Below are 18,903 nucleotides of genomic sequence, written 5' to 3' on the forward strand. Positions count from 1 at the left end.
GGCAGTGATCCGGTTTCCTGTCACACCGGCTTCCTGTCACACATCGCCGGGCTGCCCGGTCAGTCATGTGTACCTCCCGGACCCCCCGGGCCCGGGACACCGGACGGCAAGGAGAACACCGTGGAATCACGCCTCAACTACTTCGGCAACCCCCTCGGGGCAAAGGTGCTCAAGCACATCAACTCGGCCAACAAAGTGATCACGGACTCGACACTGCCGACCGTGATCCAGGAACTGGTGAAGCTCCGCGCGAGCCAGATCAACGGCTGTGGCTTCTGCACCGACATGCACAGCAAGGACGCGGCACACGCCGGGGAGAGCCGGCAACGCCTCAACCTGGTCGCCGTCTGGCGCGAGGCCAAGGTCTTCACCGACGCCGAACGCGCCGCCCTCGAAGTGGCGGAACAGGGCACCCGTATCGCCGACGCGGCCGGCGGAGTCACCGACGAGGCCTGGGCCGTCGCCGCCAAGCACTTCGACGAGGAACAGCTCACCGCTCTGATCTCCCTCATCGCCGTCATCAACGCGTACAACCGCGTCAACGTCATCAACCAGCAGCCCGCCGGCGACTACCAGCCCGGCCAGTTCGGCTGACCGAGAGGCCGTTTGACTCGCTGTGCCCGCCCACCGCCCCAAGCACACGCTGTGGCGGCTTATGGCATGGTGGTCCCGGAGCCGGAAGGGACAACAATGCACGCTGGGAACGCTGATTCCGATGCCCTTGACCGGGCGACGAAGGAGTTCCTTGCGGCACGCCCCCGGCTTTTCGGTATCGCGTACCGAGTCCTCGGCAGTTCGGCGGAGGCCGAGGACATCGTTCAGGAGGCATGGCTGCGGTGGCACAACACGGACCGTACGCACATCGTGGAGCCGGTGGCCTTCCTGACCACGGTCACGGCTCGGCTGGCCATCAACGTCGCCCAGTCCGCCCGGGTACGGCGGGAGTCGTACGTCGGGCCGTGGCTTCCCGACCCCATCGACACCAGTGTGGACCCGCAAGTGGGAGCGGAACGGGCCGAGGCACTTGAGCTGGCGGTTCTTTTCCTCATGGAGAAACTGAACCCGGTGGAACGCGCGGCCTATGTCCTGAGAGAGGCCTTCGACTACCCGTACGGCCAGATCGCGGAAATCCTGGAGACCGGTGAGGCCAATACCCGCCAGTTGGTCAGCCGTGCGCGCAAACACCTGAACGCCGAACGCAGGAAGCGGGTCAGCCCGGCTGAGCACCAGCGGCTGCTGGAAGTGTTCCTCGCCGCGGCGCGGACGGGCGATCTGACGGTGCTGGAGGACGTTCTCGCCGCGGACGTCGTCAGCTACTCCGACGGCGGCGGGGTGCGCGGCGCGTCGAAGGTCCCGGTCGTCGGACGTCCGCGCGTGGCCAAGTACCTCGCGGCCTTCGCACCCCGCTTCTGGCCCGAGACGGACATCCGGTGGGTCGAGGCCAACGGGCGGCCGTCCGTCCTTGTCTCCGCCGGCGGAGACGCCGTGGCGCTGCTGTGCATCGATGCGTCCGCCGAAGGGATCGACCGGATTATGTGGGTGATGAATCCGTCGAAGCTGCTGCCCTACGTGGCGTCCCTGAGGGGCTGATCGCCTTCCCCACCTTCCCCTTGCCCGGCGATTGGCGATGGGCTCCGGTGCCCATGGCTCCCCGAACCCGTCGACACGATCGAGGCGCTGGCCGACGAGGACCCCGAAACGTACGTACGCCGTTTCCTGACGGAGAGCAGCAGGTCAGGCGGTGGGCCGCGGGGCGCGCAGATGCGCGCGCCGCGCCAGTTCGTCCTCGTCGACCAGTTCGAGCATCGGCTTGCCCGGCGCGCACATCATGGTCACGACGAACCGAGTCCGCGCGTCCGTCAGCGCGTTGCCGTCCTGGTAATGGATCACATCACCACCCGGCTCCCAGAACGTCCCGCCGGCCTCGACCACACGCTCCGGCTCGCCCTCCAGCTCGAAACGGACCGCACCCTCGATGACGTACCCGAACGCCGGCCCCGAGTGGCGGTGCGGCGGGGTTCCCGGGTCTCCGGGCTCCCACTCGACATGAATGGTCATCGCCGAGGCACCCTCGGCGATGACGAGCGGTGCGGCATCCTGCAGCATCGTCGCCGCGGTCTTCCACGCATCCGAGCGGGGCTGCCCGCCGGTCCCGCCCACTGAGTCCTTCTCCGACATCGTGTTGCACCTCCATTGGTCCACATCGCCATGGGCCCGGCACACGGCCCGCCGGGCGCGTGTTAGCCCATCCGGTCCCGCATCCGGTCCCCATGGCCGTCTCCCAGTGATGACCGGGCGGGCAGTGCATCTGTGACACGAGTGACTGTGCATCGGCCGTTCGGAAAACATGTTCGACGTGGGGCAAGGGGCCGACACCGTACGAGACGGTGGCGGGGGGAGCGGAAGGGCCGGGCGACGACGGCCCGGCACCCCTGTCACAAATGGACCCCTCGTCCGGTCTCCCTTGATACAGGCAAATTCGCGCGGTGCCGGCAGGTGGTTCACCGCACGAAGCGCCCGCCGCCGCACCCTGAAAATCTCCGGGAGGAATCCGTTATGAAGGTTGTAGTGATCGGTGGAACCGGGCTCATCGGCTCGAAGGTGGTCACCAGGCTCAACGAGCACGGTCATGAGGCGGTGGCCGCCGCACCCAACACCGGCGTCAACACTCTGACGGGCGAGGGTCTGGCCGAGGCCCTGAAGGGCGCGTCGGTCGTGATCGATGTGTCCAACTCCCCCTCGTTCGAGGACGAGGCCGTCATGGACTTCTTCCGTACGTCCACGGCCAACCTGCTGAAGGCGGAGACCGAGGCCGGTGTGACCCACCACGTGGCGCTGTCCGTGGTCGGCACCGAACGCCTCCAGGAGAGTGGTTACTTCCGCGCCAAGCAGGCCCAGGAAGAGCTGATCAAGGCGTCCGGCATCCCGTACTCCATCGTCCACGCCACCCAGTTCTTCGAGTTCATGAAGGCCATCGCCGCCGAGGCCACCGAGGGCGACACCGTGCGTCTCGCCCCTGTGAAGATCCAGCCCGTGAGCTCCGACGACGTGGCCGCGACCGTCGGCCGTACCGCGGTCGGCGCCCCGGTCAACGGCGTGGTGGAGGTCGCGGGCCCCGACGCGTTCCAGCTCGATCAGCTCATCCGTAAGGGACTGGCCGCCGAGAACGACCCCCGTACGGTGGTCACGGACGTACACGCGACGTACTTCGGTACCGAGCTGAAGGAGACCACGCTTCTGCCGGCTCCGGGTGCGCACATCGGCAAAACCAGCTACACCGACTGGCTCGCGCAGCAGCGGTGAGCGCCCCACGGGGGTGGTCCCTGCCGCGCCATGAACCACCCCCCGTATCGCGGTCAGCGCCTTGCCGCCACGTCGGATTCGTACACTCGGGCCCGCGCAGCCTCACATCCGGGATCTCAGCACGTCGACCTCGCAGCCCGGCGCGAAGGGGTCGAAGCCGTGCTCGATCAGCCAGCGAACTGCCAGCAGGCTTCGCAGCGACCACCACGCGTGGATCACGTCGAGGTCGACGTCGGTGCCATAGCCGGCGACGACCTCGTCGAGGTGCTCCTCGTGTCCGAGTGTGAAGGTGGCGAGGTCGTACAGGGCATCGCCCTGGCCCGCCTCGGACCAGTCGATGATGCCGGTGACCTCGTCGCCGTCGACGAAGACGTGCGCGATCTGCAGGTCGCCGTGTGTGAACGCCGGAGTCCACGGTCGGAGCGCTGCCTCGGCGACCTGGCGGTTGCGGGTGACCAGGTCGGCGGGCAGGACGCCGTTCGTCACGAGCAACTCGCACTCGTCGTCGAGTTCCGCCGCCAGCGCGACGATGCTCCTGCCGGCCCGGCCCGCCAGGGGCGGCAGGGGCGCGTCGTGCAGCTTCCGGATGGCGGCACCCGCCGCGGCCCACGCCGCCGGCGACCCGGTCGACGGCCCGCCGAGGCGCCCAAGCGTCTTCCCCGGGAGCGCGGCGATCGCGAGCACGGGCGGCTTGCGCCACAGGACCTCCGGGGTCGGGACCGGCGCAAGGGACATCGCCTCGACCTCGACGTCGATGCGCGCCTGATCGGCGTCCACCTTCAAGAACACGTCACCGACGCGCAGGGTCGCGCGCTCGGAATGGGCGACGACGACTTTGACCTCATCCATGGGCGACCAGTATCCCGGGGATGATCGCTGACGTCGCCGGGTTTATCGCGTGCGATTACGCGGCTGACCACGTCCCGCCACCCGGCGGCCTCGTGCACGACACCAACCCCTGACCAGGTCAAGCCCACCACTTTTGCCAGGAGTCCTTAGGGGTCGTTTTCTCCCGATGTTTTATCCCGGAATGAGTGTTTAACCCCCGAGTGTCGGGTCGCGCCAGAAGAGGGTGGCATCGTCGGCCAGGCACACCGGTCCAGGCCGCATCCTCGTTTTCCGGTCCCGCGAACAATTCTGACTCCGGCTCACGGCAGATTCCCTGCTCGCCACCCACCCCTGTAATCAACTCCGTCTGCTTCATTGACATCTCACTCGGAAGTCCTATCTTTGGGAGCGCTCCCAAAGCAGCCTTGCAACTGGAAGGAGTCCCCCACCATGCGCAAAAAGAGTCCGTTAACCGGGCGTTCGCGAGCGTCCCTCCGCCGGCCTCTCCAGGCGCTCGTCATGCTGTTCGCCGTGGCCGTCGGCGCCCTCACCTGGTCGACCCCCGCCCAGGCTCACGGCACCGTCGTCGGCCCCGCCACCCGCGCGTACCAGTGCTGGAAGACGTGGGGCAACGACCACACGAACCCGGCCATGCAGACCCAAGACCCCATGTGTTGGCAGGCCTTCCAGGCCAACCCCGACACCATGTGGAACTGGATGAGCGCGCTCCGCGACGGCCTCGGCGGCCAGTTCCAGGCACGGACCCCCGACGGGACACTCTGCAGCAACAACCTCTCGAGGAACGCCAGCCTGGACAAGCCCGGACCGTGGAAGACCACCACCATCGGCAACAACTTCTCGGTCCACATGTACGACCAGGCGTCCCACGGTGCCGACTACTTCAAGGTCTACGTGAGCAAGCAGGGCTTCAACCCCAAGACCCAGACCCTGGGCTGGAGCAACCTCGACTTCATCACGCAGACCGGCCGCTTCGCCCCGGCACAGGACATCACGTTCCCCGTCCAGACCTCCGGCTACACCGGACACCACATCCTGTTCGTGATCTGGCAGGCCTCGCACCTCGACCAGGCCTACATGTGGTGCAGCGACGTGAACTTCGGCTGAGCCGCAAAGCACCGCACACGGCACCGGCCTCTGCCGGGCGCCGGTAACCCGCCGCCCGGCCGACCGAGCCCCGTCGGGGCAGGGGCCCCAATGGGTCACCCTGCCCCGACGGGGCTTCCTGCGTTCCTCACTTGACTCTGAAGCTCCTATAGATCGTCAAGCGGCTGGAGATGTCGGGGATCTTGGATGGTCGGGCTCAACTGCCGGAGATCCGCCAGGACTTCGACCGGGGGATCTCGTTCTGGTCCAGGAAGGCCTGGAAGGCGGTCGGCGGTCTCGGCGAAGAGGGTTCCCCGTCGCTGAGAGATCGTTTTCTCTCGTTGCTTCATCCCGGTATATGTTTTTGATCCATTGATGCCGGGTCGCGCCAGGAGATGGTGGCCTCGCCGGTGAGGCGGCGGGCCATCAGGTCGCTCATGGCGAGGTGGATCATGGCTTCGGAGCGGTGCGGGTGGGCTTCGTAGTCGCGGACAAGGCGCCGGTGGAGCATCAGCCAGCCGTAGGTCCGCTCGACCGCCCACCGTTTCGGTATCGGGATGAAGCCCCTGGTCCCGGGGGTGCGAGTGGTGATCTCCATGTCGATGCCGAGGGTGGCGGCATGTTCGACGAAGTGCTTGCGGTAGCCGCCATCGACCCAGACCTTGCGCAGGTCGGGGTGGGCAGCAGCGACCTGACCGAGCAGCTGGGTGCCGGCCACGGAGTCCTGAACGCCGGCCGCGGTGACCAGCACCGCCAGCAGGAGGCCGAGCGTGTCGGTCGCGATACTGCGCTTGCGGCTCACGATCTTCTTGGCGTTGTCCGTGCCTTGACTCGTGGCGGGCACGCTGGTGGAGGTCTTGACGCTCTGCGCGTCGATCACGCACGCCAACGGCTTGGTGTTCCGGCCCTCCTGCTGGCGCACCAACTCCCGCAACAGGCCGTTGAGCTGGGCAATCGGGTGGCCGCCCGAAGTCCAGGGCCCGGCCCCGGCGCTCGGAGCGCCAGGCGGACAGCACCGGCTCGATCAGCTCCCAGCGGGCATCAGACAGATCACTCGGATATGCACGACGGTCGGCCATGCCCTGGACGTACCGCCGGTCGGGGGCGTGCGCCCAGGCGTGCGGTCTGTCGGACTGAAGCACGGAACAGATACGGACGTCCTGGAATGAGACAGGCGCAGGCCGCCTTCTTCATGACGGATCTGCTTCCCGGGCAGGCAGGATGCCCTCGTTGTGGGACCACACCTTGGTGCCGCTGTACCAAATGGCCGTCCAGGCGCCCCGTCGACCGGCCACGACGAACTGCTACCCCGCCTGTGTGGTACTGGCCAGTCCTTGATCCTGCGGGTGCCCGCACCGTCCGTGTGGATGGCCTGGTCGCTGAAGAGCGGTGCGGTGCTGCTGGGTGTCGTGTACAGGTGGACGAAGTCGGCCGGCCGGCGCCCGTCGGATCGTCGGACGGGCCGATCTCCGCCGTCTGCTGGTTCTCTGCGAACCCAGGGGTGATGGTGACCGCCGACCCGATCCGTACGGCGCCGTGTGCCGCGTCGACGGGAGCGCGGAGCAGACGCATGTTCCTTCGCTTCTCCGAGCAGGGCAGAGCGGAGGAGCACAGCAGAACTCAACGAACACGAGTGACCCGGAATGCGCCCTACGAATTGCCCGGCCGCGTCAGCGCTGTCGAACAGGCGGTCGCCTACTGCCGGTTGAGCTTCTCCGAGACGCGGTCGCGGAGCAGCTCGTACTCCTCACGGAGCCTGCGCCACTCGGTCTCGGGCGGGCGGGGGATGACTATGCCGGCGGTGACAACCTCCTCCGGCCCGAACTGCTCCCGGGTCAGATCGATCTCAATGCCCATGCCCAGGCGGTTCCACCAGTGGTAGTCCACACGCTCTCCGTTGACGTGGACCTCTCCCCGGAGCAACTCGCCTCCCAGCAAGTCATTGAGCACCATGGCAGTCACCCCGCACTGGTCCCGAGCAGGGTTGTCCTTGGACCAGCGCGATCGGAACTCAGGCGTGCAGGTCTCGGCACTCCAACTGCTGCGAATGGCACGTTCGATGTCGGTGAGGAGCAATGGCTTCATGCGAGTGATCCTGCCATCCGGCACTGACAACGGCCCGACGCCGACAGGCACGGGGCTGGCCGCTGCCCCTCTGAGCTGACGATCGGTGTGCCGAAGCACAATAGTTGTCACCATCGGCGGCCACTGACCTGCGGCTTCGGAGCGGCACGGCACGGCACGGCACGGTAGTTGTCACCAGGTCGGCACGCTACTTGTCACCAGCAGAGCGGAGGCAGGGCAGTTGTCACCGGCTCCAGTACTCCGCCGCCATCTGATCTGCATGACAAATCCCGCGTGAACGAGCAACTCAGATGGCTCACCAGCATCTTCTTGCCCAAACGCTAGGAGCCGAGGGAGGCGGTGTTGCGTCGGGTCTCCGCGAGGTGGAGGTCGACATATCGCATGAGGGTTAGCGCGTCCTGCGGCTCATCGGCCTGGAAGGTGACGCGACGCAGCAGGCTCACCCCGTCGAGCGCGACGCCCTCGCGGGCGAGGACGAAGACGAGGGCGAGGAAGGCGGACCGGGCGTTGCCGTCGTCGAAGGGATGGAAAAAGCACACGTCGAGATAGGCACGGGCGGCCCGGGCAGTGAGGGGAAGGGGCCGCTCAATGTTTCGCGCGCTCTCGGCCAGACAGGCGTCGAGGCGGGCTCGGGTGTCCGGGCCGATGCCGTAACGTTCCCGACCTCCCTTGGCGAAGGCCGGCAGGTCGCGGAACGCCGGCGGCCGTGGTGTGCCCAGGACATGCTGCTGCCAGCGCTGGAGCAGCTTGAAGTCGATGGAGGAGCCGCACGCCGCGTCGGCCCGCAACAGCTCCAGGGCGGTCAGCAGGCCCCGTGCGCGGGCGGGGTCCAAGGCCCCATCGAAGGCGCGTATGTCCTCCGCTGCTCCATCGCGCGACGGGGCAACCGGTTCGTCCCGGCCGCCTCCCGGAACCTTCTGCCATGGCACGGTCTCGCGCACCGCGAGCCAGCGCTCCAGGTGGTCCGGCGCTGGCCCGGCGGATCGTGCGCCGTCGTCAGGCCGCACCGACAGCGCGAGGTGCTCCGCGACATCCTCGACCAGCACCGGGTCAGGGCTGGTCCAGCTCGCGAACCGCCCGCCGATCGCCTCGTCCACCAGCTCCTGCGCAAGGTCGGGAGCGACGCCCCAGCGGCTGAGGAACCAGGTCAGCACCTGACGGCAATGTCCGTGCTAGCCGCTGCCACAGCCGGTGCGGTCGGTCACCTGCAGGATCAGGTTTCGGGCGGCGCGCTCCCACAAGATCCGCTGGTCCTCGACCTCGGCCAGGTTCAACGGGTACGCGTCGAACCACCCGGCGAGACTCTCCAGCCACTCGCGCCACTCGCACAGCGCCGCGACGACACGTGCGATCGTCTCCTGCGGTGTGGTGATCGAGTCCCGCGGGCAGCACCAGTTCCCGACGGGTCCTCCGTCGAAGTCGCCTTCGTCGTGCGCCCAGCGCCAGCCCACCGTCCAGCGGCCATAGCGCTCGGCGAGGGCGTGCGACATGGCGTCGGCCCAGGGCCGTCCCTCGCCCCAGCTCCAGGCGTTCATCGCCGGGTCACCGAAGGGGATGCCAGGACGAGTGGGCACCCGCCGAGCAGGCCCGAGCGACCGCACCACCTGCGGCGCCGACGCGCTGTCGAAGAAATGACGGGCGGGATCCACATCGCCCCAGGTCAGAAAACGCGGGGCCAGCTCGACAATCACTGCGCAAGCCTGCCACGTCCACCCGACTGTGGTTCAAGCGGATTGTCGACTGAAGTGCTCAGGTGCCAGCTGAAGCGGTCTCATCCCGTCAGTCGCCCTGCGCGTTCCCGCGCTGCGATCTTGGTGACAACAAGCCTGCCTTTGTGACAACTATCGTGCTTCGGCTCAAACGGAGCACCCGCTCGACCTTCGGCGAGAACCGCCGCTCAACCTTCACTGCGACAGATCAGATCCGACGGAGGCCGGGTCGCGTGCTGATGCCCTGTTCACGCGGCACCGCTTCGCTGATCCGGCTGTTTCACACGCTTGGCTGACTCAAGATCGTTTCGTGGTACGTCTTCCCCCGGCTCATCCCGAGCACTCTGGCAACGGGCCGCATCGTCAGAGCCGTGGCGATCAAGTCGCCGATGCGAGGCGACAGAGCCTCGCCGAGCAGCAGCATATTGGCCGTTCGCGGCAGCACCACACGTCGCTTCCCGCGCCGGACCGCGGCCACCACAGCTCGCGCGACTTCTTCCGATGACAGCGGAGTCATGTGCCGGAACGGGGGAGGCATCTCGGCTTCCTCCGCCTCCTTCAACAGGTCGGTCGCGGTGAGCGCCGGATGGATCGCCACAACCCGGATACCGCCGCCGGCCACCTCCTGGCGAAGACTGTCCGAGAATGCGGAGACCGCATGCATCACGATCGCGTACGAGCCGAACCGGGAAAACGCTTTGCGCCCCATCACGGACGACATGTTGACGATCGTGCCCGACCCTTGCTGCCGAAGTACCGGGAGTGCGCGTTGCGTTACGTCAATCATCCCGAAAAGGCTCGCCCTCAGCGTTTGACGGACGTCGTCTGCAAACTCCGCTGCTTCGACACCGCCCACCTTCCCGATGCCGGCGTTGTTCACCAGCACGTCGATTCTTCCGAAGCGGTCCGTCGCAGCGTCCACCAGGGCTGCCACAGCATCGTGGGAGGTCACGTCGGTCGGCACCGACAGCACTTCTGAACCCAGTTCACGAACTTCGTTCTCCACCTGGGCGAGCCGGTCGGCCGAGCGGGCCGCGAGAACGAGCCGCGCTCCTTCCCGGGCGAACGCCAGCGCGACGGCTCTGCCGATTCCTCGTGATGCGCCCGTGACCAGTACCACCTTGTTCGCGAAGTACGCGTTCACGACTTCAACTTCCTCTCGTGATGTATATACAACATTCGCCGCCGAGATGCGCTTGAGCCAACCCCTGTCCGTCCGCCTAGGCGCCTGGCGCGTACCCCATATTGCTCGCAACCCCCTGGAGCGCGTTCACGCCCGTCGTCCCGATAAGCCGTGCGGCCTCCTGCTGGGCCTGCCGCCACTCGGGCATCACGGACTCGATCTTGGCCCGCCCCGCGCGGGTGAGCGCGACCTCCCGTATCCCTTTCGCATCGGAGGACAGGACCTCGATCCAGTCGTGGTTCAGCAGGAGATTCAGATTCCGGCTGACCGTGGACCTCTCCAGTTGCAGCACATCGCCAAGCTTTGACGGCGGACACGGACCGACTTTGCCCAGCGCGGCCAGGAGGTTGACCTGGGCAATGGTCAGCCCATGACCGTCGAGGGCACCGTCGTAGAGGCTCGTGAGAGCCCGGCCGATCAGCCGGACGCGCACCGCCAGACAGTCACGCACTATCTCGTCGATGGAAGAAGTACTCACACCCTTAGTGTTGTATATGCAACAAGCCATGTCAACCCGATCCCGGTGACCCGTGACGGGGCGGGCGCCGATGATGACGCGGCGGTCGCCCTCCCGGGCCGGGCGGTTCGCTTTTCGGTCGGCCAATCGTCACTCTCGCCCCTCGCTCTACCGAACGCCGTGACGGATCCACGGGCTCGCGGCTCCGGTCTCGGTGTGGTTTCTGGAAACACTTCGCGCAATTGGACCGGTATCCCGTGCCGGAGCCGCGACAATCTGCACATGACCGATGACTGGAAGCAACAACTCGACGCACTCCACGCAGGATTGGTCCGCCGTGACGATCCCGCGGCATGGGTGAGGGAGGCCGATGCGGTGGACGCCTCCCAGCGCTATCCGCATATCGCCCTGCGCGGACCGGTCTTCGGTATCGCCTCACAGGATCCCGAGGCCGGACCGAACTGGCGCATGGTGACGCCGGCAGCGGACGGCACGCCCCAGCAGGCCCGGGACGGCCTCAACTCACACCTCTGGTTCCGGGCCAAGGACGACACGGACGACCGGGACGTACGACGCGAACTGCTGGACGCGGTGGCGGTACTCGAACGTGACCCGGTCAACGAACTGAAGGTCCTCGGCGTGCGCTACCGCGTGGTGCGCTGCGACGAGTTCACGCGCATCGGCACGGACGGGCTCGAACCGCCCCGGCCCACCGACGCGGAGGCACGCGACGCCTCATGGGAGGGACTGCACCATACCGAGTCCCTGGACGAGGGCTTCGTCCTCGATCCCGGCCGGGACGACGGCCTGTTCGCCGGTGCCATGAAGCTGTCGTTGCGCACTTTGGCGTACTCCGACTCCCGGTTCCCCGCCGATGTCCGCGCGGACTCCGAGCAGGCGGCCACGGACTACCCGGACATCGCCCTCCTGCCCGTCGGTTTCGGCGTCGCCGAGCGCCGCGGCAAAGGATGGCGGCCCCGCGGCGTCCTGATGCCCACCCCGCACGACGCACGACGCATGCTCCACAGCGCCATGACCGAAACCTGGCCCGAACTCCACGAGTTCGACCAGGACGAGAAGGACACCTACGCGAAGGCCGCCGAGGAACTCAAGACCGCGGCCCGCGTCAACGACGTACACGTGGACGACCGCCTGTTCCGGATCTGCCGCATCGAACGGGCCATCCGCATGGGCCCCGACGGACCGGAACCACCCCGCCCCACCGACCAGGACCAATACACCCCCGAAAAAATCCACCCCACCATGGACCTCGACGGCACCCTCCACTACGACGACTGAACCCCGACCGGAACCGGACCGTGGAGGTGCTGCGCATCGCAGCCGGAGACGGCCGGCTGACCGCCGCCGAGCTGGACCAGCGCCTGGACGCCGCCCTGTCCGCCCGTACGCTCGGTGAACTGGCCGGACTCACGGCCGATCTGCCGCGCGTAGCCGCGACGCCCAGCGGGGCCACGGTGGAGGTGAAGGATGTCGTCCGGATCGACCAGGAGGGCGGCTCGGTCCGCCGCGACGGCCGCTGGGCGGTTCCGCGGCGGATGGAACTCCGGTCGTCCTGGTGCGACGTGACGCTCGACTTCACCGAAGCCGTGATCACGCAGGACACCCTGCGCATCGACATGGACATGCGTGGCGGAACCCTGCGCCTGGTGACCAGGCCGGGGATGACGGTGAACACCGACTCCCTCTCGATGAGCTACGGCAAGACCAGAATCCCCCGGGGAGCCGGTCCTGGAGCACCGAATGCCCTTCAAGTGGAGCTGGTCGGCCACATCGCCTACGGCCGGGTCGTGGTACGCGCCCCGCAGCGGACGTTCCGGCGGTGGATACTCCGCACGCCGGAATGAGGCCATCGGCACCGCCCCGCGGTCGAACCGGCACCGACGGCACCGCGGCCGCTGAGCTGTATGTCAATCTGTCACGGCTTGATGCCGACTCCCGCCCACAGGCTGACCTGCGCATCCGTCGGCGTCTCGGGACCGGCGGGGTGGGTGGGCCGCCAGCGGTGGCCGACGGTGATGCCGGGGTCGAGCAGGCGAAGCCCCTCGAAGAAGCGGGCAACGTCGTTCTGCGAGCGAAACTGCACCGGCGTGCCCGAGCGGGTGTAGATGTCCGTCACCTTCTCCCAGGTGGGCGGGTCGAAGTCGGGCGTGCAGTGGCTCAGCGCGAGGGCGCTGCCCGAGGGGAGGGCCGCCATGATCCGGGTGACGATGCCGTACGGGTCGCCCGCGTCGGTGATGAAGTGCATCAGCGCGTTCAGGGACAGGGCGACCGGCTGGGACAGATCGAGTACCTCGGCCAGCTCCGGTGCGGTCAGCAGGGAGTCGGGGTCGTTGACGTCGGCCTCGATGTAGGTGGTGCGGCCCTGCGGGGTGCTGCGCATCAGGCGCTCGGCGTATTTGAGGACCAGCGGATCGTTGTCGGCGTAGACCACCCGGGCCTCGGGGACCACGGACTGCGCCACCTGGTGCACGTTGGGCTCAGTGGGAATCCCCGTACCGATGTCGAGCCACTGACGGATGCCGTGCTCCTGCGCCAGCACCCGGGTGGCGCGGTGCATGAACGCACGGTTCTCCCGGGCGCAGGTGAAGATGCCCGGGTAGGCGTCGGCGACCGCTTCGGCGGCCTGCTTGTCGACCGGGAAGTGGTCCTTGCCGCCGAGGTAGTAGTCGTACATACGGGCTGAGTGCGGCCTGCTGGTGTCGAGGTCCCGCACGGCGTGAATGTTGCTCATCCTGTCCCCTTCAGAAGGTGTGCTGCGGTGCGCCGGGCAGGTCGTGGCCGGCGACGGCCCCTTCCGTACCCGTCTCCCCCGCTGGGCCATTGCCCTTGGCCCACTGCCCGTCCCGGCCGCCCGTGAGATGGTCGGCCATGCCCTGCTTGACTCCTCGGACGAACGCGCTCATCTCCTCGGGCGTGTAGATGAGCGCCGGACCGGCCGGGTCGGTCGACTGGCGTACCGCGACCCGTCCGTCGGCGAGCCGCTTGGTCTCCACGCACTGGCCTCCGTTGGGGCCGCTCCACGGGCGCTCCCAGCCCTGCTCGCCGAGGTCCGAGGCGGGCATCCCGTTGTAGACGTTGCAGACAGTGACAGTGTCGTCCGTGATGGTCATGAGTACTCCTTGCGCATGCGGTTCAGGAGTGTCCTGCTGGCCCGGGACGACGTCAGGAGCGACATCCTGTTGTGTGCCTCCAGATGAGCGACGACGTCTGCGCGTTCGTCCAGGTACATGGAGGCCGAGAGGATCTCGCTGTAGACGATGTCCGGCAACTCCGGCTCTTCGAACCGGAAGTAGGTGAAGGGGGCACAGGCCCCTATGTGGGCGCCGACGGCGAAGGGCAGGATGTCGATGCTGACGTGGTCCAGCTCCGAGACCTCAAGGAGCCGGTCGATCTGCTCGCGCATCACCTCGGGGCCGCCGACGCCGCGGTGCAGGACCGCTTCTTCCATGACCACCCAGAGGGTGGGGGCGTCCTCCCGGTCCAGCAGGGTCTGTCGGCGCAATCGCAGGTTGACGCGGCGCTCCACCTCGTCGTCGGTGCCGTTCGGGAAGCCTCCGCTCAGCACGGCGCGGGCGTAGGCGGGCGTCTGAAGCAGCCCCGTGACGTAGTGGGGTTCGTAGGTGCGCAGCGTCCTGGCGCCGGTCTCCAGGCTGACGTACGCGGTGAACCAGTTGGGCAGCACGTCACGGTAGGCGTGCCACCAGCCGGGCTTGTTGGCCTGCTCGGCGAGTCCGACGAACTCGTCTATCTCCTGTTGTCCGGCGCCGTAGGTCTCCAGGAGCTTCTCTACGTAGAGGGGTTTGAGGGCGACTTCGGCCTTCTCCAGCCGGCGGATGGTCAGCGACGTCACCCGAAGAGCACTGGCGGCGTCGGCCAGTGAGGCGCCCGCGCTCTGCCGCATGTCCTGGAGCCGCCGGCCGAGGATCATGCGCAGAACCGTCGGGGCGCTCGTCCCGGCGCCGGATCGAGCTTCACTCACGCCCTACCTCCTGATGGGCTGTCACGACTCGATTCTGACAGCGACTTGGTGAAGGCGCCAGACTGATTACGTCTTGCTGAAAATATCAGGGATGTTGTTGCAGCATGAACTGTGCTGCGAGCATAGTTACGTACGTGAGCGCGCCCGCCCGATCGGATTGGCGCACCGCCAACTCCTGGACTTCTCCGCGGAGTTACATCTCCCTGCGTTCAGGCAGCAGACCCCATCCCCGCCCGCTCCCGCTCAGGTCCGCCGCTCCCTGGCACCGCGCCCGTCCGCACCGGAAGGCGATCAACGTGACCCCCCACACGGCCTCTTCGCCCGAACTGCTGTCAACCATGTATCCCGACCGGGAGCACTGGTTCGGCTTCCCCTCGCTCCGTGCGAACGTCCGGACGGCTCGCGACACAGTCCGCAGACAACTGCGCGCGTGGCGGCTGCCCGGCGACGTGTGCACCGACGCGGTGTTGTTCGTCTCGGAGCTGACGACCAACGCCGTGATTCACTCCGAAAGCACGAGTGTGCTGTGCGGACTGTCACTGACCTCCCGCCAGCGGCTGCGGATCGAGGTGCACGACGACGGACGGACAGCGGCATGCCCGTCGGGCACCCACCCCGGCTCCGAGGACGAGAGCGGCCGGGGCCTGCTGATCGTGCGACAGCTCGCGGACTCCTGGGGCACCACCGTCTCGTCCCGTACGGGGGGCAATGTGGCCTGGGCGGTGCTACGGGTCGAACTCGCCCAGCTCGACGAGCCGAGCCACCGGCCGCCGTGGACCCGTGCCCCGGGCGATCTGGTCTGAGCGTGGCCGCCGTGAACCGGTCGTGACGGAGGGACGGCGCCGGCGGCGGCGTGGAGCAGCAGCGCGGTGGTCCGGTTGAAGCAACGCCGATGGCCCCGCACCCGGTCGTTCGGGTGCGGGGCCATTGTGATGTGGACATCATCAGCGGCTGACCTCGACGACTGCCGGATCCCCGACCGAGTCGAGCCGAGATGTGTTCCCCGCAGCCCGGGCCGAGGGCGTCGTCTTGAAGCCGTCGCTGGTGGGAACGTGCGCGCGGAGGACTGCCCCGGCGTCAACGGACCTTCGTCGACCATTGGTTGCTCGCTCGACGCGTACCGCGCTGCCATCGTCCCAGCCAGGCGCGACGCAACACGCTTTTAATATTAAATCCAAGATTGAACCGTTGCCCTCACTCGGTCTCGGCTGACAGATTGCGTGGCGCACGAGGTTCTCACTGCCCGGGGTCGAGGCACGCTCGCGGATCACGCGGGCCTGCCCGACAGCAGCGCGCGGCACCCAGGCACTGCGACAACCACCGTGGCGCGGCGCTGCGCCACGTACACGTACCCGTACGGCGTTGTACGGCATCCCGCAGACCAGCGAACTCGACCCACTCTGACTCCGCGACAGATATCGGCCCGGCCCAGCCGGACCGTGAAAGGCGATGTCGGCAGATGACTAGCAGTGAAGGCTCAAGACTCTCCCGTCGAACGCTTCTCAAGACCACCGCGGCGGCCGGCGCCGGGGCGGCCGCGACCGTGATCCACCCGGGCGCCGCCTCGGCGGCGCCCGCGACCCCCCTGACCGGCCATGACCAGCCGTCCGCCGGGCAGAAGAGGGGGCGCATCCCGTCCCCGGCGGAGTACTTCGGAACTCCGATCGGAACCGAAGGCTTCCTGGCTCAATGGAACAAGATGGTCCCGTACTTCGAGCTGATCGGTGCTCGCAGCGACCGCGTGAAGTACGAAGAGATCGGCAAGACCACCCTGGGACATCCGTACGTCCTGCTGACCATCAGCTCTCCGAAGAACCTGGCCGATCTCGACAGGCTGGTCGCCACCAACGCCAGGCTGGCCGACCCCCGAGGGCTGTCCGAGGCCGAGGCGAAGAAGCTGGCCACCAAGAGCAAGCCGTTCTACTACGTGCAGGCCGGCATCCACGCGACCGAGGTCGGCAACTCCCAGGCCGCCATCGAATGGGCCTACCGGCTGGCGACCGAGCAGTCCGACTACATCGAGGAGATCCTCGACAACCTGGTCATCCTGCTCCAGCCGTGCCAGAACCCGGACGGTCTCGTCCTCGTCAACGACTACTTCGCCGCCACGGCCGGCACCAGCTACGCGCGCACCTATCCCGACCTGTACCAGAAGTACACCGGCCACGACGACAACCGTGACTGGATCATGCTCACCCAGATCGAGAGCAAGTACAACGTCTCGATCCTGAACAAGTACCGGCCCCACGTCTTCCAGGACTCCCACGGCGCCGGCGCCAACGCCCCCCGGCTGTTCACGCCGCCGTACCTGTCGCCGTACGACCCCAACATCGACACCATCCTGGTGCAGCAGACCAACACGGTGGGCCTGGCGATGCAGCGGGGCATGACCGTCGCCGGCATGAAGGGCAACGGCTGGGGCTCGACGTACGACTACTGGTCCCCGTCCCGGCAGTACTGCGTCTACCACGGCTCGGCGCGCATCCTGACCGAGGCGGCGGCGGCATCCAACCTCGCCTACCCCAACGTGGGCACGAAGCCGCTCGGCCAGCAGACCACCGACATCAACTTCATCGAGCCGTACGACTCCAACACCTGGACGCTGCGCAACATCATCGACTGGGTCTCGCAGGCCTTCTACTCGGGCCTGGAGGCAGTCGCCTACGACACCTACAACTGGCTCTACAACTCCTACCGTGTCGGGGTCAAGGCGGTCACCCGGACCAGCCCGTACGCGTATGTCATCCCGGCCGGGCAGCGCGACCCGCAGGCCGTCCGCGACGCCCTGGAGATCTTCCACCTCGGCGCGGTGGAGATCCATGAGTCACGGGCCGCGTTCACCGCCGGCGGCAAGCAGTACCCCGCCGGGTCGTACATCATCTATCTGCAGCAGCCCTACGCAGGGTTCGTCAAGACGCTGCTGGAGGTGCAGAACTACCCGCAGTTGCTGCAGTACCCCGGCGGCCCGCCGCAGCGGCCGTACGACACCACCGCGCAGACCCTGCCGATGCTGCTCGGCTTCGAGGCCGACCTGATCGAGGCGTCCTTCGCGGCCGACGCCAAGCCGCTGAGCTCCGTCAAGCCCGCGGCGGTCGCCACGCCGTCCACACCACCGCGCGGCGGGGCGTACGCGATCGGACCGGAGTCCTACGGGGTGTTCCGGATCGTCGCCGCGCTGCAGAAGGCGGACATCCCCACCTTCCGTGCCGCCGCCCAGTTCACCGACGGCGGCCGCACCTTCCCCGCCGGCACCTTCCTCGTCCCGCCGTCCTCGGCGGCCCGGGAGCTTCTGCGTACCCAGTCGAAGAACACCGGCATCCCGGTGTCCGCCATCCGCACGGTACCGGCCGTGGCCGGTGTCCAGCTCAAGCCGGGCACGAGGATCGGCCTGCTCAAGCCCCCGGACAACATGCCGTCCGGCTGGCTGATGTGGACGTTCGACCAGTACGGGGTGGAATACTCGGTCGTGGAGGCGGGCGACTACGCCGACCTCGCCGGCAGGTACGACGCCATCATCATGCCGGACGGGGTCAGCAAGAACTCCATCGTCAACGGCCTGAGTTCGACGCGGTACCCGCCCGAGTGGGCCTGGGCGTTCGGCGTCGGCACGACCGGCTGGAACCAGCTCCACGACTTCGTGACCGGCGGCGGCACGCTGGTCACCTTCGGCAGCGGGACCGCCACCGCCCAGTCGCTGTTCAGCCTGCCCATCACCTCCACCCTGCCCAGCGGCTCCAACTCGGACTTCTACTGCCCGGGTTCGCTGCTCAGCCAGGAGTTCGACACCGACAACCCGGCGGCCTGGGGCGTGCCGGCGAACAACCCCGTGTGGTTCGTGTCGAACGACGCGTACAGGCTGACCAGCACAAGCACCTACCCGGTGGATGTGATCGCCAAGTACCCGGACAGCGATGACCAGTTGAAGAGCGGCTGGCTGATCGGCGGCGAGCACCTCAACAAGGCGGTCAACGGGCTGTCCTGGACGATCGACAAGGGTTACGTCGTCACCTTCGGCAACGAGATCGGGTTCCGCACCTGGAACCGGTCCGAGCAGCGGACGCTCTTCAACGCCGCGTACTACGGGCCGTCGACAAAGCTCACGGCCGACCAGTTCACCCGCCTCGGACAGTAGATCGCGTGGTGGGGGGGGGGGCTCCCCCCCCCCCCCCCCCCCCTCCCCCACCCAAAAAAAAAGAAAAAAAAAGTTGACCCCCCACAAAGGAAACCGAAAAAA

The 18,903-nt window shown here is 67.5% G+C and carries 17 protein-coding genes and 2 pseudogenes; 8 read left to right on the top strand and 11 right to left on the bottom strand.

Annotation, left to right across the window (positions count from 1 at the left end):
• The first annotated feature begins 120 nt into the window (after positions 1 to 120).
• Entirely contained in the window at positions 121 to 594 is a 474-nt protein-coding gene (locus tag ACFU9P_RS05240) for a carboxymuconolactone decarboxylase family protein (RefSeq protein WP_384077853.1), read from the top strand.
• Positions 595 to 690: 96 nt separating this feature from the next.
• Positions 691 to 1,590 (top strand): RNA polymerase sigma-70 factor, encoded by a 900-nt coding sequence (locus ACFU9P_RS05245; protein WP_384077854.1) that lies wholly within the window; start codon positions 691 to 693, stop codon positions 1,588 to 1,590.
• Positions 1,591 to 1,734: 144 nt separating this feature from the next.
• Here the strand turns inward: ACFU9P_RS05245 and ACFU9P_RS05250 are convergent, their stop codons facing one another.
• Positions 1,735 to 2,178: a cupin domain-containing protein gene (locus tag ACFU9P_RS05250; RefSeq protein ID WP_384077855.1), complete on the bottom strand. Its 444-nt coding sequence runs from the start codon at positions 2,176 to 2,178 to the stop codon at positions 1,735 to 1,737.
• 378 nt (positions 2,179 to 2,556) lie between these two features.
• Between ACFU9P_RS05250 and ACFU9P_RS05255 the strand changes: the two genes are divergently transcribed.
• On the top strand, positions 2,557 to 3,303 hold the full coding sequence (locus tag ACFU9P_RS05255) for an SDR family oxidoreductase (protein ID WP_384077856.1): 747 nt from the start codon (positions 2,557 to 2,559) through the stop codon (positions 3,301 to 3,303).
• A 102-nt stretch (positions 3,304 to 3,405) separates the two neighbouring features.
• On the opposite strand, the gene ACFU9P_RS05260 is transcribed toward ACFU9P_RS05255, so the two are convergent.
• Positions 3,406 to 4,152, bottom strand: a complete 747-nt coding sequence (locus ACFU9P_RS05260; RefSeq protein WP_384077857.1) for a phosphotransferase family protein — start codon at positions 4,150 to 4,152, stop codon at positions 3,406 to 3,408.
• A 498-nt stretch (positions 4,153 to 4,650) separates the two neighbouring features.
• Between ACFU9P_RS05260 and ACFU9P_RS05265 the strand changes: the two genes are divergently transcribed.
• Complete coding sequence (locus ACFU9P_RS05265) at positions 4,651 to 5,256, top strand: lytic polysaccharide monooxygenase (RefSeq protein ID WP_365977711.1); 606 nt, start codon at positions 4,651 to 4,653, stop codon at positions 5,254 to 5,256.
• 325 nt (positions 5,257 to 5,581) lie between these two features.
• Here ACFU9P_RS05265 and ACFU9P_RS05270 read toward each other — a convergent pair.
• The 6 genes and pseudogenes from ACFU9P_RS05270 to ACFU9P_RS05295 form a co-directional block, all read right to left on the bottom strand.
• Positions 5,582 to 6,314: pseudogene (locus tag ACFU9P_RS05270) on the bottom strand (transposase).
• Positions 6,315 to 6,930: 616 nt separating this feature from the next.
• The gene (locus tag ACFU9P_RS05275; RefSeq protein WP_384077858.1) at positions 6,931 to 7,320 is read right to left on the bottom strand and encodes a hypothetical protein; all 390 of its coding nucleotides are present in this window, start codon (positions 7,318 to 7,320) and stop codon (positions 6,931 to 6,933) included.
• Between the two features lie 320 nt (positions 7,321 to 7,640).
• Positions 7,641 to 8,474, bottom strand: a complete 834-nt coding sequence (locus tag ACFU9P_RS05280) for a Fic family protein (protein WP_384077859.1) — start codon at positions 8,472 to 8,474, stop codon at positions 7,641 to 7,643.
• Positions 8,475 to 8,492: 18 nt separating this feature from the next.
• A complete protein-coding gene (locus ACFU9P_RS05285; RefSeq protein ID WP_384077860.1) occupies positions 8,493 to 9,011 on the bottom strand; it encodes a hypothetical protein in 519 nt (172 codons plus the stop codon).
• Between the two features lie 298 nt (positions 9,012 to 9,309).
• Positions 9,310 to 10,173: an SDR family NAD(P)-dependent oxidoreductase gene (locus tag ACFU9P_RS05290; protein WP_384077861.1), complete on the bottom strand. Its 864-nt coding sequence runs from the start codon at positions 10,171 to 10,173 to the stop codon at positions 9,310 to 9,312.
• A gap of 76 nt (positions 10,174 to 10,249) precedes the next feature.
• The gene (locus ACFU9P_RS05295; RefSeq protein WP_384077862.1) at positions 10,250 to 10,690 is read right to left on the bottom strand and encodes a MarR family winged helix-turn-helix transcriptional regulator; all 441 of its coding nucleotides are present in this window, start codon (positions 10,688 to 10,690) and stop codon (positions 10,250 to 10,252) included.
• A 261-nt stretch (positions 10,691 to 10,951) separates the two neighbouring features.
• On the opposite strand from ACFU9P_RS05295, the gene ACFU9P_RS05300 reads away from it, so the two are divergent.
• Together ACFU9P_RS05300 and ACFU9P_RS05305 are read left to right on the top strand one after the other, a co-directional pair.
• Positions 10,952 to 11,968 (top strand): DUF5954 family protein, encoded by a 1,017-nt coding sequence (locus ACFU9P_RS05300; RefSeq protein ID WP_384077863.1) that lies wholly within the window; start codon positions 10,952 to 10,954, stop codon positions 11,966 to 11,968.
• 20 nt (positions 11,969 to 11,988) lie between these two features.
• Positions 11,989 to 12,534: a DUF1707 domain-containing protein gene (locus ACFU9P_RS05305; protein WP_384077864.1), complete on the top strand. Its 546-nt coding sequence runs from the start codon at positions 11,989 to 11,991 to the stop codon at positions 12,532 to 12,534.
• Between the two features lie 71 nt (positions 12,535 to 12,605).
• Here ACFU9P_RS05305 and ACFU9P_RS05310 read toward each other — a convergent pair whose 3' ends face one another.
• From ACFU9P_RS05310 to ACFU9P_RS05320, 3 genes and pseudogenes are all read right to left on the bottom strand, one after another.
• Entirely contained in the window at positions 12,606 to 13,421 is an 816-nt protein-coding gene (locus tag ACFU9P_RS05310; protein ID WP_384077865.1) for an SAM-dependent methyltransferase, read from the bottom strand.
• Between the two features lie 115 nt (positions 13,422 to 13,536).
• Positions 13,537 to 13,800, bottom strand: a pseudogene (locus ACFU9P_RS05315) (DUF397 domain-containing protein); the annotation flags it as partial.
• Entirely contained in the window at positions 13,797 to 14,669 is an 873-nt protein-coding gene (locus tag ACFU9P_RS05320) for a DUF5753 domain-containing protein (protein WP_384077866.1), read from the bottom strand. The pseudogene ACFU9P_RS05315 and the gene ACFU9P_RS05320, both read right to left, overlap by 4 nt.
• A gap of 296 nt (positions 14,670 to 14,965) precedes the next feature.
• Here ACFU9P_RS05320 and ACFU9P_RS05325 point away from each other — a divergent pair, with 296 nt between their 5' ends.
• The gene (locus ACFU9P_RS05325; protein WP_384077867.1) at positions 14,966 to 15,472 is read left to right on the top strand and encodes an ATP-binding protein; all 507 of its coding nucleotides are present in this window, start codon (positions 14,966 to 14,968) and stop codon (positions 15,470 to 15,472) included.
• A gap of 656 nt (positions 15,473 to 16,128) precedes the next feature.
• Entirely contained in the window at positions 16,129 to 18,801 is a 2,673-nt protein-coding gene (locus ACFU9P_RS05330; protein ID WP_384077868.1) for a M14 family zinc carboxypeptidase, read from the top strand.
• Positions 18,802 to 18,903 lie beyond the last annotated feature (102 nt).

The sequence above is a fragment of the Streptomyces sp. NPDC057617 genome, assembly GCF_042800555.1.
Taxonomy (GTDB): Bacteria; Actinomycetota; Actinomycetes; order Streptomycetales; family Streptomycetaceae; genus Streptomyces.